Raw genomic sequence first — 13,568 nt, 5'->3', positions numbered from 1 at the left:
GTATTAATAGATAAAAAGAACGCTAAACCATGAAAAATACCATGTTCAAATCAGCGAGCTAGAGTGCGCCCTGTATCGGCGTCATCCGACCTAGCGTCATCTGCCGAGGCCGTGGCCATCTGCCGCAACAAGATGGCCAGCTCGGCTGGATCACCATTGCGGCGTACTTAGGCAAGCAGCTGTTTAGCGTAGCTCGGGTTCGCTCTGAAGCACTCCACCATAGCCGAACAGTGTGATCTGTTCTTCATGCTTTCCACTTATGACTCTGAGAGACGATGTAGCAATCATCAACGTTTCACACAGGATTAGCAAATGTTAGGATGACACGAGTTATGAACATTGATTGCTGGCCACTGTCATGCAAATGCATCCAAATGCCAACTTACACTCATGCGGTACGACCGAATACATGAAACAAGGAACCAAAACTCTGTGAAAAAACTCCTCATTACTGACGTAGACAACACTTTATTCGACTGGCAAAAACTTTGGTATGAATGTTTTTCGGCCATGAGTAAGACAGCCATTGAGATATCCGGCATTGAAGAGGACGAGTTTTACTCAGAGTGCAGCAAACTCCATCAAAAATATGGGACAAGTGAATATGCTTTTGTTTTAACTGAACTTCCATCATTTAAACGGATGTATGGCGAAAGAGTACTTGAAGCCATGCAACCTGCTATAGATAGCTTTAGGAAAGCGCGGAGCGAGAATCTGCACTTATATCCGGGCGTCGAGGGAGCCTTGGATCGTTTGCGAGACGCAGGAGTGACCATCGCCGCTTTTACCGAATCCAAAGCATTTTATACTAACTATAGATTTAGGAAACTCGGGCTGGATCAAAAGGTTGACTATCTATACTCCCCTGTTGATCACGATTTGCCACGCGAGGCGAGCTCTATACGCAAGTACTCTCCAGAAAACTATCTGTTAAAAAGTACCGAACATCGGTTTACCCCAGACGGAGAATACAAGCCAAACCCTCATATACTACTAAGCATCATCGAAGAGTTGGGATTCAACACGGAAGATACCGTGTATATCGGCGACAATCTCCTAAAAGATGTTTTTATGGCCCAGCAGGCTAATGTTACCGATGTTTATGCCGCATATGGTGCTGCCCAACATAGAGCAGAAGAATACGATCTGCTAAAAAAAGTTACTCATTGGACTCCGGAAATGGTGGAGCGCGAGCAAGCGGCACTCAAACCCGGGGCAATAAACCCGACTCATACGCTGAGCACAACTTTTTCTGAAATTTTGGAGATAATGGGGATTTAAATGGACGAAAAAGGGGCGCACATTGAAGTTTGGAAAAAAATTGTCGACGTTCAACAACACTTCAATGATTTGGAATTACGCATCAGGAATTTCGCACTTATTGTAACCGGTGCATTCCTCGGCCTTGGGGGCTATGCCATCAAAGATGGCGGATTCACTAACCTCTGGGGCAACCAGATCTCTAGTGCAGCGTTGATCATAGGGGCTTCTCTGCTGCCTTTATGCGCATTTTATCTGATGGATCGACTTTGGTATCATCGCCTGCTTGATGGTGCCGTGAAAGCGGGCATCGACGCAGAAGGCGAGCTTACAAAGCTCGGCATCAACGTGGGATTAGGGACGCACATTAAGAATGCAAGTCCTTTCAAGCTTTGGATATTTGGCAACGAAGTTCACTCTCGTCATAAGATGGACGGCTTTTATGGACTTCTCGCCATAGCAATTATTGTTTTGGCTGTAACTTTGGCGTGCGCCATTAAGCCTCCAAAAACCATTCCTGAGGGCTCAGGAAACGAAAGCTTTTCCGGCGGTGTGGTAGCTCAATCGCAGGAAATAGATGATAAGGCTGCTAAAGCGATCTGCGAGGCTCATCTGAAAGAACTTCTTGGAATGGCAGGGATCACTCCCGGCTCCTTAGTCGTTGATTCTAAAACTGGTACACAAGCGGTTCTCGTATCTGGGAGATGGAGGCTGGTGCCAAAGTGCTAAAACGCTGGAAGTGAAACTTCCTCCGAAAAAGATTAGGCATTGGCGAAATTCTTTCTGTTATAAATTGGATTTCACAATCCAATTTATAACAGATCAGCTGTCCGACCTCGCGAGAGTCGGTGGGCGGCAATCTCATTTGTATCCTTCTGAGCCGTGATTTCTGCCTGAAAGGATTTCTCCATTTCTTTATGCTCCGCCGTCTCGCGGCGCATCTGCTCCATCGCCGGATCGGAGAAAGTGACTTTGAGGCCGTTCATACCGGCGAGCTAGGCGACTTCAACCCTAAACTCGTCTGTGCCTTCCACGATGAGAGCTTGGCCCTCGAACCGTGGACGCCAGTTCGAGCGCAAGCAGCGCCACGCCGGTCGTGGCTTTCTGCGCCTGAACGTGAGTCTTCCGGTCAATCACCATACCGCCGTCTATGGTGCTGTACGCCATCGTCCCGTCTTTCCAGGCCTTAGGCTTGAGCTTGTCGAGAACAACAGCCCTGGCCTTGTCGGCCCGGTCTGCGGTCAGTAGCTCCCCATTCCAGCGGCGTGTCCGTTCCTCGCGGTCACGCAGGACGGCCAGCGCCTCGGCGTTGCCGCGCTCGGCCTGCTGCGTCTGCCCGTCGGCCCAAGTGGGCATCGTCGTCTGTTTGAAGAGTGCCTGACGGCGAGCGTCTGCGCTCTGCCGGTGCTTCTGGCGTGAGTCGTCGGCCTGCTGTTTGATAGTGCCGTACATCAGGCGTTTGGTCGATCGCTTGCCCGCGACCTTCAAAAGCATTCGCTCTGTCTGGCTCCACTGCCTCACCTGTGCATTGAAAGCCGCACTCTCGCGCTGGTACTGGTTGAACAGCCCCGCTGTCGTCGGGTTATCCGGCCGCCGGGGTCGGGGCCCGTACCGCTTGCGGTTCGCCATCGCCTCGGCCTGCCGTTCGGAAGGCTGGAACAGGCCAAGACGGTCGGTTAGGGCCTTCATGGAAAGGTCGCGGCCGACGTTGCTGGCCTTCGCCCAAATGCCTAAATCTGGCTCGCCTATGACAAGGCCAGCGACGTGCTGGCGAACCTCTAGGCCGTGCTCGACCGCTGCGTCGTGCAGCTCCTGCAAGCTCGTCGCCTGCCGCATCGCCGGGCCGGGGCCAGCTCGCGGGCCGCGTACCCGGTCAGCGTCTCAATGCCGGAAGCGCCTCGGCCGCCGGAGTCGATTTGGGGCAAAGCGACACTTCAATGCAAAGCCTCTTGGATATGATTCTGGAGAAATCCAGCGAGTGGGGACCGAAGTTACAAGGGTATGCCCGAAATTTGTTGTTCCTGCTCGCTGGGATTCAGTTCGTTTGGACGTTCGGCAACTTGCTTTGGCAAAGTGCGGAAGTAGGAGAAATGTTCCGCGAGCTGATCAAGTTCGTCATGACAATAGGCTTTTTCCTCGCCTTGCTGACGTAATACATGAGCATTCAGAGCCTGTTTTCAACACAGCATGGACAAATATCAAAGCTTTACGTACAGAGCCTAGCAAGAACTAGCCTCTAAATTGATCCGGGAAGCGCACGTATTCCGCTGCGCGACCACTTATTCCATGGAAGTAGTCAGCAGCGGAGAAATCGACCACCTGAAGCACTCGCAGCAGTGACACAAGCTCGAACGCAAGCTCAATAAGGGGGGGATTGTAGGTCTCTGCAGCTGGATCCGAAATTGAAAATGCTGCAGCCTTCCGGGGGTCGACTACAACGTGTTCATCAGCACTAACATACCGGAATGACGAACCTCTCACATCACAGTACATGTTTGGCCACAAGCTTTTGTCTGGCGTACCTTCAAAGAAGGCCTGAAATTCTGCACGCAGCGACGATGTGGAGAGAGACTTTTCGGTAAGGATTGCACCGAACACTTGGTGATAAAAATCGGCCCTACTCACCACTTTTCGAGTTGGCAAAAGATAGTTTTTACCTCGATTACTACGATCGAGCAACTTCACCGACTTAATGTTCTCAAAAGCCTGTTGAAGAGCAGCCGCACTCGCGATAGAGGCTTTGTTCTCTATGACAGCAACAACTGACTCAACCATGAAATGCTTAACACCTCCGATCTCGAAAACGGAGTGATAATCATCCCTGTAAATCACAATATCAATCTGCCTACTTACGCCACCAACTGCATCAATAACAAAACCTGTATCGACCTTATATTTCCCCGGCAAAATCTTTGCCAGAAAACGTCTCAAAATACTCTCTCGTGCCCTGCCATTCTCTCCAGAGTGCTCGATCTCTCGCGCAAGATCCAACTCGTCAAGAACGGCCTTATTTAGCTTTGAAACGATATTTTTCGTTATCATGCCCTCTCCTCAGTAAGGCCTTCGATTAAACATTCGCCAATAAAACAATCATTGACCCATATCAAACCTAAAGTTAAATCCACCAAATAAATTCATTGAAGCATGCTGCAGCTCTTGTCAGAAACGCAACAAACCTGCCGAGCTATGCTCCGATGCACATGCCACAAGGCAATGGTATGGCATGCCATGGCAGTCCGCACGTGGCATGGATTGGACGGCGCTTACAAGTCTAACTCAGCTAACGCGCAGCACAGTACTACCTTGACCGACGCACCAGATTCTCGATATAGACACTGAGGGTCAGGGTAAGTCAGCGGATCATATCTGGTTTGGAAGCAAGATCCGTTACAGGGGGGCATAAAGAAGTAGTCTTCTACCACCTTCTGATCAATCTGCACCTCTCACTTTCAGCTGTAACAACAGATAGTGATAAACAAACCTAAACTGATACGTAGCGAACGAATTTGTCCCCCTCTAATAATACGAACACCTCACTCAGCGAGGTTCTGGTTTAAAAATGCTAAGGGATGAGACCGCCACCTTAGCCTATCGATCCAAGAGAGGAGTGAAAAGGTCTCGGAGAGCAAAGTCGTCAAATGTCTCCCCCTCTCTCTTATTCGAAGACGGAAAGCTCGGAAAGGGGGCAGGACTACTCTGGTCTTCAATCTCACCGATACGGTCCTCGATGGCTGAAACGGCACTATTTAAAACAGCATCCGGCACACCGAAACGCAGCGCGAATTTTTTAAGGGTATCTATACGATCCGATAAGGAGGACTCGCTATCATCCTCGCTGATGCGACTGGTGTTCTCCTCGAACTCTTCGAGCACAGCCGTGTGCAAGGCATACGTGATGTTGATGGGAAGCCCTTGCGCTGCATCTACCACATCAACAAGCGTAGATAGGATGTCACTTGAACTCCAGCGTATCGTGTCCGTGATCGCCTTTTCAAGAAGCTCTTGTAATTCATCTTCGTAAATGAATGGCTGCCCACATCCCTTTTCGCTTAACCGACAAAACAAGTCGATCAGGGCTTCTCCATCTAACCATGCACCAAACCCTTGCTGTGGATTGCGGGCAATTGTCATGATGCTATCAGCAAACCTCCGTTCGCTTGTAAGTTGCCACCAATCCATCAGCATCCGCAGCCGCTTAGAATTTGCCGCGTCGTTGTATTCAAGCGAACGAGCATCGCCAGATCGCGGACACCAGTGTGGACGCGTTTCGAGCATCTCCAGCATGGCAACGCAGGCTCGGGCAATCTTTGTTTGATCGGCTTCACTGAGGCCGCGTGGATACACGAAGTCCCACAAGCTCGACAACCAGTCTATAGAAGCTGCCGTAGGGACAAGGAGAATAAGGAGCTCAGTGTCCAGCAGATAGGTTGAGAGATAGTCTTTTAATGAGGGGTTGAGAAAGGAGACCCTTGGTCCGCTGATATTGACGATATTGACGAAGCTACCTTCTAGGATACGAAGGGCTTCTTCGAAATCCTTAGGCCCATGCGCTAGGCCGTAGGTTCTGCTCATCGCTGTATGTAAGGGCTCAAAAGATGAGCGAAGGGTCACCAATGATACCCCATACTCCGCCAGAAAAAACATCGCTATCAAAAGGTGCCTGCACCGATGATCGATGTGTGTGCGGAAAGCGGTGTCCCAAATCTGGCTAGGATTATTCAACGCATCGATAAAATCTGCAGGGTAGTTGGCAGGTTCAATTTCACGGACACGAAATGCGTCTGTCATAGCCTCGATGACACGTGGGTTATAGTTCTTATGATCAACAATTTCCCCAAGCTTCTTGCTTTCCAATAGTGCCCGGATATACGACTGAGGCGTCTCTGAGACGAGAAGATGATTGTAAAGAATTCGTGCCTTGATCCGGCGTGTATAAACACCAACATCGAGTACATACTTCGTCACATCGAGGCGCTGATCGCCAAGATGTTCTGAAACCCTCCGGGCTTCCTCAAAGATGTAGGCCCGCGTTGTCAGAATAAAACGGGCATTCGGTGAGCGACGTACTCGGCTCATGAACCGCGCCAAATCAGAATCTTTGTGTGCCAAAGCTTGCCGGTCAAGAGCAACCTTTCCCAAGAAGTCGTCGAATAGGAATACCTGCTTTTTGCTGTCGACAATAGCAGCGAAGCCGTCCTCCAGACTACGGATGGGAACGAGCTCCCATTGCTCACTCAGGAAGGTGTAGCAAAGCATCTCGGCCAATGTTGTTTTGCCGACACCCGGAGGCCCGGAAATGATAAGAAGCCGATGCTTCTCTAACGTAGCAAGTGATTCGTCGAAGCTGAGGTTTGATGCGTAGACACGTACCTTCTGTTCTATGTCTTCTCGCGTGAACGCGGCAAAGGTATGGGCCGCCGCGCGGACGACTCGATCCAGAACACCTGCGTCTGAAAGCCACAGTTTAATGTGCGACTTAAGAATATCTGGGTACTTCCGGAGAAGACCGTTGAGATCCTCCGGACCAAAAATATCCGCTTCAGACCTCAGACTAGGGCCTATGAGCGGAGCGAGCTTACCCTTGCTAAGCGGGGTGAACTTACAGGAAGTCGCTAAAATGTAGCGAACCGGAGCGAGCTTATCGATTGAAAATCGCTCACGCTTCATAATGGCTGTCAACTTGCCGAACGGCGAACCTTCATAATGCTTCGCCTGTAGAATGACGTTACCATTAGCCTGCGCGTGACGGCCATCAATGCCGCCATCTGGCCCTGCACAGAATGCTTCGAAGCGAAGTCCTTCTTCTCGCCCTATGAGGTCTCGAACAAGGTCTTCAAAGTCGGCCGATGATAGATTTTTGAAGTCGTAACTCATGCTTTCGTATCGTCTACAGCGTTGGTGACTGTGTTCTCATTCGCAAGTGCCAGAGTCGCTAGCGTTTGTGGCCCCATCATCATCTCGTAATGTGCGAGGTGATTTGTAACTTCGAAAATCCTGCGAAAAACATCGAGATAACGGGTGACCATCGCATCATCGGCAGAAATGTACAGGTCATCGTTGAAACTGTGCGACCCGTCATTCACCCAAGTAAAGAGCGAACCACATATTTGCTGGTCGCGGCCCTCGAATCTCGCGCAGATGTCATCCTTATCGAGGTTTCCGAGAATCTTGAAGTAGTTCTCGAGGATGCGTCTTAGCGTGTTTTGGATCGCAATATTTGATCGGTTCGGCGACCTGACTTCAGCCCAAAGGAGCTCATAAGAAGTACTGATCGGGTTGTGATTGTAGCTGGTGATTACGGATACATCGTTCACCTTCCGCACAATCCAAAACGTCTCGTGTGCTCGGCATTCTGTGCCGCGCTTGGGATCGAAAGATACTTCCTTATGGAAGTAGATATTGTGCGTCAATAGAAAGACCTGCTTTATAAGCCCAGCCCCTCCGCAAGCCTCATCGAGCACGCGTTTGATCAGAGCACTGACGATAAAGAGCACATCACTGTCGAGGCTAGAAACAGGATCGTCGAACACGACGACTCGCTCCGCGTTTATACCGCTTGCGTTCATACTGCCTCTAATGAGATGGTAAAAGTAGAGGAAAGTGATGAAGGTGCGCTCTCCCTCGCTAAGGGTGGTAGCAGCTTCTCTCCCATCTCCTCTCACAATTTCATAGAGGTTTTGATGCTGGCCAGTGGTCGCGAGTCGGAATCCCGTGAAGCCGAACGATCTTAGAATGGCGTTAATCTCGGTAACGGTTGGCTGAACACTCGTTACTTCGCGTTCCAACGCGGCAAGTTCGTTACTGGCCGCTGCAAGTGCCGCTCGCTTTGAAGCAAGACCAGCCGTCAGGCCAGTTACGGCAAGATCGAGACCCCTTTTCGCGGTATCGTGGTCAGCGAATGCGAGCCTCGATTCCTCAAGTAAACATCTCCAGATTTGCGATACAAGAGTGGCCCGCTCGGTCGCCAGATTGTCAACCGTCGCATTGTGCTTACCTATCTCAGTATTCGCATTGGAGATAGCCTCTTTAAGGGAGGTGACGATTTCACCAACGGGCTCAAGCGTGATTCGCGAACTTGCCTCTTTCCGTTTGCGGTCGATTTGCCGAAGATTCAACTCTAACCGAGCCGAGAGTCGATCGATGTCGGCGCGAAACGCTACCACATCAAGATACTTGCTTCCCGCGCTGTGGATCAATTCGAGCCGAGCCAAAAGGGTTTTGGAGTAACTGTCATATGCGTCCCTTATGCGGTCGATTGCAGTGATATCAGCAAGATAGGTCTCGTCAAAGTAGTCATTCAATTTTGTTTTTAAAGAGTCGTTCATCTCCTGCTGGCAGAATGGACACTGCGATCCCGCTTCGTCTACATAACCAAGGCCTTGCCGTACCCAGTCGCTGTTGCCAAGGCGACGTATAAGTGCAGCGATGTCGATGTCTTCTTTCCCTACAATTTTTTTCGAGAGAACTGCTGAGCCTTCGAGGACCACAAGGTCGTTGGCGTCAAACACTACGATGGGTGTGAGCCGTTCAAGCCCTTCCTCAAAAATTGTCAGTGCACGTTGTTTGATCTCGTCAAGCGGAACAATCTCAGCAGAGTTCTGCACCCACTCCATTAGGATCTTGTCGCAAAAGTTGACCTTAGAATTTCGGAAGCCAGTGAATGCCTCTTGAAAATGAGGATCGTGGACTGTCTTGATTTCCCAGCATTTCTGTTCGATGCCAGCCCTTAAAGTCTGGAGTTCCCCGAGTTTGCCGGAGCTTACGTCCCCCAAAGTATTTTGGAGTTGAGCAATGTCGCTGGTCAGGGATTGCACTTGGGCGTTCGCCGCTTCGATCTTGGCAAGCGTTTCAGCCTCCTCCTGCCCTAATGTGAAAATGCCCGGAATCTGTTGAGCGAAATTCCGAAAGCAAAAGTCACTATTGTAGACCAGACACTCTAATGGCTGGCCAGTCCATGTAACTGCGCAGGTTGGTTTTCCGGCGGGATTCGCAATGACGCGCGAAATAGTTGTTTTACCCGACCCGTTGGTGCCAAAAATAAAATTGATAGGACGAAGTCCTGACAGACGTTGCGTATTTGCGCCGTAACTTGCTTCGTTTGCTATTTCAATACTAGACAGCATTATTTTCCCCTTTCGCACGACTCCCGTGTCGATTACTGGCTCCCCAAAGCGCGGAAATGTTACGTCGTCAAGACTACTCCCAATATAATGTTCAATATCAAATCCAGGCACTTCATGGCAAGAACTTCTGATGACAGATAATTTTCCTTGTAAAACCTATAATATCATGACATTTGAGGGGCGGTTCAATGCATGACATGTGATGGAAACATAGATCAATCACTCCCTTCATTTTTATGAAGTTCCCGTGACTTCTGAAGGTTGCTCCAGAAGTCCTCATCAGTTCCAAACATGCCAGCAAGAAGGCGCTCCTCATTAGCGTTGAGACGACGCTGACCGCATATGATATCCCCAACATCCTTCAGAGAAACCCCCATAGCTTCCGCCAGTTCATCATGAGACATGCTCAGCGGTGTTAAAAACTCCTCTGTCAGCATTTCCCCTACTGTCACAGGCCCGGCGGTATCTGCTTTTGTGTAATATGCAAGAATCTCCGAACGCCCCTGCTCATACGTCAGCTCACCTGAAATAATACGTGCCTTAATGGACTCATAAAGCGGCGTACCATTGGGGTCCATTCCTTCAAGTCTCAGGGAAGCCTCTGCTTTGCGGAAGCCCTCGATGCGTAACCGTGAATAGGGAGTCCTGGACATGGTTTTTCCTTGGAGTTGCAGGAGTAAAGTTCGCTCAGTGAAAGCGTCAGTTCACGCTATCTCGTTAACTGACGCGTATGATTCAAGATTTATTATTGCCGGATAAGCTATCTCCGGCAAAATCATCATGTTCGCGGTTATCCCGACGAGTAGCTGTTTGTTTACGTATCTGAGTCGCCAACTCCCCTCCAATAGTTTGTTGGGTACGAGAAGGTCAATCACCGTTTAAAAACCTACTATCCCTTAGTTGTTCATACTCGATATTGCAGAAACAAAAAGCCCGCAGTTACGCGGGCTTATAGATGTTTTACTACTTTTACGTGCAGGCTATTACCAGCCCCTAAATCATTCCCACTCAATCGTCGCCGGTGGTTTACCTGAAATATCGTAAACCACACGGGAAATCCCGTCGACTTCGTTGATGATGCGGTTGGATACGCGGCCGAGGAAATCATACGGCAGATGCGCCCAGTGTGCGGTCATAAAGTCGATGGTTTCGACAGCACGCAGGGAAACTACCCAGTCGTACTTACGGCCATCGCCCATCACGCCGACAGAACGGACGGGCAGGAAGACGGTAAAGGCCTGGCTGACTTTGTTGTACAGGTCGGCTTTATGCAGCTCTTCAATGAAGATCGCATCGGCACGACGCAGCAGGTCACAGTACTCTTTCTTCACTTCACCCAGTACGCGCACACCCAGGCCCGGGCCCGGGAACGGGTGACGGAACAGCATTGCGTGCGGCAGGCCCAGTTCCAGGCCGATTTTACGCACTTCGTCTTTAAACAGCTCTCGCAGTGGTTCAACCAGGCCCATCTTCATTTCTTTCGGCAGGCCGCCCACGTTGTGGTGCGATTTGATCACGTGCGCTTTGCCAGTAGCAGAAGCGGCTGATTCAATCACATCAGGGTAGATAGTTCCCTGGGCCAGCCACTTCACGTCTTCCAGCTTCAGAGCTTGTTCATCGAAGACTTCAACGAAGACGCGGCCGATGATTTTACGCTTGGCTTCCGGCTCATCTGTGCCTGCCAGTGCGTCGAGGAAGCGTTTTTCGCCTTCCACATGAATGATGTTCAGACCGAAATGGTCACCAAACATCTCCATCACCTGCTCTGCTTCGTTCAGGCGCAGCAGGCCGTTATCGACAAAGACGCAGGTCAGACGGTCGCCAATCGCACGGTGCAGCAGCATTGCGGTCACAGAGGAGTCAACGCCGCCGGACAGGCCGAGAATCACTTTATCGTTGCCGACCTGCACACGCAGACGTTCAACGGCATCTTCAATGATTTTAGCCGGGGTCCACAGGGCTTCACACTGGCAGATATCCAGCACGAAACGCTCCAGCAGACGCAGACCCTGACGGGTGTGTGTCACTTCCGGGTGGAACTGTACGCCGTAGAAGCGCTTCTCTTCGTTGGCCATAATGGCAAACGGACAGGAGTCGGTGCTGGCAACGGTCACGAAGTCAGACGGGATCGCCGTCACTTTGTCACCGTGGCTCATCCACACGTCCAGCAGCGGCTTACCGGCTGGGCTGATCGCATCTTCGATGTCACGGATCAGCGCGCTGTTGGTCTGTACTTCAACCTGAGCATAACCAAATTCACGCTCGCTGGAGCCTTCAACTTTGCCGCCCAGCTGCATCGCCATCGTCTGCATGCCGTAGCACACGCCCAGAACCGGAACGCCTGCGTTAAACACATAGTCAGGTGCGCGAGGGCTGTCGTTTTCAGTGGTGCTTTCAGGGCCGCCGGAGAGGATGATGCCGTTCGGGTTAAAACCACGAATCTGCTCTTCGGTCACGTCCCACGCCCACAGTTCACAGTAGACACCCAGTTCACGCACGCGGCGGGCAACCAGTTGCGTATACTGCGAACCGAAATCGAGGATCAGGATGCGATGTTTATGAATATTTTCCGTCGTCATTGGGCTATTCCAGGCGATGTAGTACAAATTCGGGATTACGAGTAAAACGCCCGGCAGTGAAGCCGGGCGTGCAGTACAGGGTTATCAGGAACCCATGCGGTAGTTCGGCGACTCTTTGGTGATGGTCACGTCATGAACGTGGCTTTCCTGAATACCCGCACCGCTGATACGCACAAATTCAGCCTTGGTGCGCAGGTCGTCGATGGTAGCACAGCCGGTCAGGCCCATACAGGAGCGCAGGCCACCCATTTGCTGGTGTACGATCGCTTTCAGGTAGCCTTTGTAGGCTACGCGGCCTTCGATACCTTCCGGCACCAGTTTGTCAGCGGCATTGTCGGTCTGGAAGTAACGGTCAGACGAACCTTTCGACATCGCGCCCAGGGAGCCCATACCGCGATAGGATTTGAATGAACGGCCCTGGTAGAGTTCGATTTCGCCCGGAGATTCATCGGTCCCGGCCAGCATGGAACCGACCATCACGGCAGCAGCGCCCGCGGCAATCGCTTTGGCGATATCACCGGAGAAGCGGATACCGCCATCGGCGATAACCGGGATCCCGGTGCCTTCCAGCGCTTCTACCGCGTCAGAAACAGCGGTAATCTGCGGCACACCTACGCCCGTTACGATACGGGTGGTACAAATTGAGCCAGGGCCGATACCGACTTTCACCGCGCTCACGCCTGCTTCAGCCAGCGCCAGTGCACCAGCGCCTGTCGCGACGTTACCGCCCACGATTTGCAGGTCAGGGTATTTTGCACGGGTATCACGGATACGTTGCAGTACGCCTTCAGAATGGCCGTGTGAGGAGTCGATCAGCAGCACGTCAACACCGGCCGCGACCAGCGCATCCACACGCTCTTCGTTACCGGCACCGGCACCCACAGCAGCGCCTACGCGCAGGCGGCCGTGCTCGTCTTTACAGGCGTTAGGTTTACGTTCGGCTTTCTGGAAGTCTTTTACGGTGATCATGCCCAGCAGGTGGAAGCTGTCATCCACAACCAGCGCTTTCTCAACGCGTTTTTCGTGCATTTTATGTAGCACAACTTCACGCGCTTCGCCTTCTTTCACCGTCACGAGACGTTCTTTCGGCGTCATCACGGCAGAAACAGGCAGGCTCAAATCCGTCACGAAGCGGACGTCACGGCCGGTGATGATCCCCACCAGTTCGTTTTCGCCGTTCACCACCGGGTAACCGGCAAAGCCGTTACGTTCGGTCAGAATTTTTACTTCGCTCAGGGCAGTGGTGGGCAACACGGTCTGCGGGTCAGTAACCACGCCACTTTCGTGTTTCTTCACTTTGCGCACTTCTTCAGCCTGGCGCTCAATGGACATGTTTTTGTGAATAAAGCCCAGACCACCTTCCTGTGCCAGTGCAATAGCCAGACCCGCTTCGGTCACGGTATCCATAGCAGCGGACAACATAGGAATGTTTAAACGGATGGTTTTGGTAAGTTGGGTGCTGAGGTCAGCCGTGTTTGGCAGTACAGTTGAATGTGCAGGAACGAGCAAAACGTCGTCAAATGTCAGGGCTTCTTTAGCGATTCTTAGCATGGCAATATCTCAACCTCAGGGTGAATGAGAACTTGTAAAATATTGCCGCGGCATT

At 51.3% G+C, this 13,568-nt stretch carries 10 protein-coding genes and 1 pseudogene; 3 read left to right on the top strand and 8 right to left on the bottom strand.

Annotated features, from left to right (window positions below; all coding sequences use genetic code 11):
* Positions 1-50 precede the first annotated feature (50 nt).
* Positions 51-248: pseudogene (locus tag HHI26_RS25465) on the bottom strand (addiction module antidote protein).
* A 184-nt stretch (positions 249-432) separates the two neighbouring features.
* Between HHI26_RS25465 and HHI26_RS09525 the strand changes: the two are divergent.
* Entirely contained in the window at positions 433-1,281 is an 849-nt protein-coding gene (locus HHI26_RS09525; RefSeq protein ID WP_107333258.1) for an HAD family hydrolase, read from the top strand.
* Positions 1,282-1,989, top strand: a complete 708-nt coding sequence (locus HHI26_RS09520) for a hypothetical protein (protein ID WP_107333259.1) — start codon at positions 1,282-1,284, stop codon at positions 1,987-1,989.
* Positions 1,990-2,271: 282 nt separating this feature from the next.
* Here HHI26_RS09520 and HHI26_RS09515 read toward each other — a convergent pair whose 3' ends face one another.
* Positions 2,272-3,078, bottom strand: coding sequence for a hypothetical protein (locus tag HHI26_RS09515; RefSeq protein ID WP_223878568.1), 807 nt, complete (start codon positions 3,076-3,078; stop codon positions 2,272-2,274).
* A 98-nt stretch (positions 3,079-3,176) separates the two neighbouring features.
* Here HHI26_RS09515 and HHI26_RS09510 point away from each other — a divergent pair, with 98 nt between their 5' ends.
* The gene (locus HHI26_RS09510; protein WP_241008258.1) at positions 3,177-3,413 is read left to right on the top strand and encodes a hypothetical protein; all 237 of its coding nucleotides are present in this window, start codon (positions 3,177-3,179) and stop codon (positions 3,411-3,413) included.
* Between the two features lie 76 nt (positions 3,414-3,489).
* Here the strand turns inward: HHI26_RS09510 and HHI26_RS09505 are convergent, their stop codons facing one another.
* The 6 genes from HHI26_RS09505 to guaB form a co-directional block, all read right to left on the bottom strand.
* Positions 3,490-4,302, bottom strand: a complete 813-nt coding sequence (locus HHI26_RS09505) for a DUF6602 domain-containing protein (protein WP_107333260.1) — start codon at positions 4,300-4,302, stop codon at positions 3,490-3,492.
* A gap of 546 nt (positions 4,303-4,848) precedes the next feature.
* Entirely contained in the window at positions 4,849-7,134 is a 2,286-nt protein-coding gene (locus HHI26_RS09500) for a restriction endonuclease (protein WP_107333261.1), read from the bottom strand.
* The gene (locus HHI26_RS09495; RefSeq protein WP_171148977.1) at positions 7,131-9,383 is read right to left on the bottom strand and encodes an AAA family ATPase; all 2,253 of its coding nucleotides are present in this window, start codon (positions 9,381-9,383) and stop codon (positions 7,131-7,133) included. The genes HHI26_RS09500 and HHI26_RS09495 overlap by 4 nt, the downstream gene beginning before the upstream one ends.
* A 215-nt stretch (positions 9,384-9,598) precedes the next feature.
* Positions 9,599-10,036, bottom strand: a complete 438-nt coding sequence (locus HHI26_RS09490; protein WP_171148976.1) for a HigA family addiction module antitoxin — start codon at positions 10,034-10,036, stop codon at positions 9,599-9,601.
* Positions 10,037-10,381: 345 nt separating this feature from the next.
* Complete coding sequence (gene guaA / locus HHI26_RS09485; RefSeq protein WP_133845877.1) at positions 10,382-11,962, bottom strand: glutamine-hydrolyzing GMP synthase; 1,581 nt, start codon at positions 11,960-11,962, stop codon at positions 10,382-10,384.
* Positions 11,963-12,046: 84 nt separating this feature from the next.
* Positions 12,047-13,513 (bottom strand): IMP dehydrogenase, encoded by a 1,467-nt coding sequence (gene guaB, locus HHI26_RS09480; protein WP_133845876.1) that lies wholly within the window; start codon positions 13,511-13,513, stop codon positions 12,047-12,049.
* Positions 13,514-13,568 lie beyond the last annotated feature (55 nt).

Source organism: Erwinia sp. JH02 (genome assembly GCF_013074405.1).
Taxonomy (GTDB): domain Bacteria; phylum Pseudomonadota; class Gammaproteobacteria; order Enterobacterales; family Enterobacteriaceae; genus Erwinia; species Erwinia rhapontici.
Note: the sequence above shows the minus strand (reverse complement) of the source record. Positions and strands in the feature narration are given on the sequence as shown.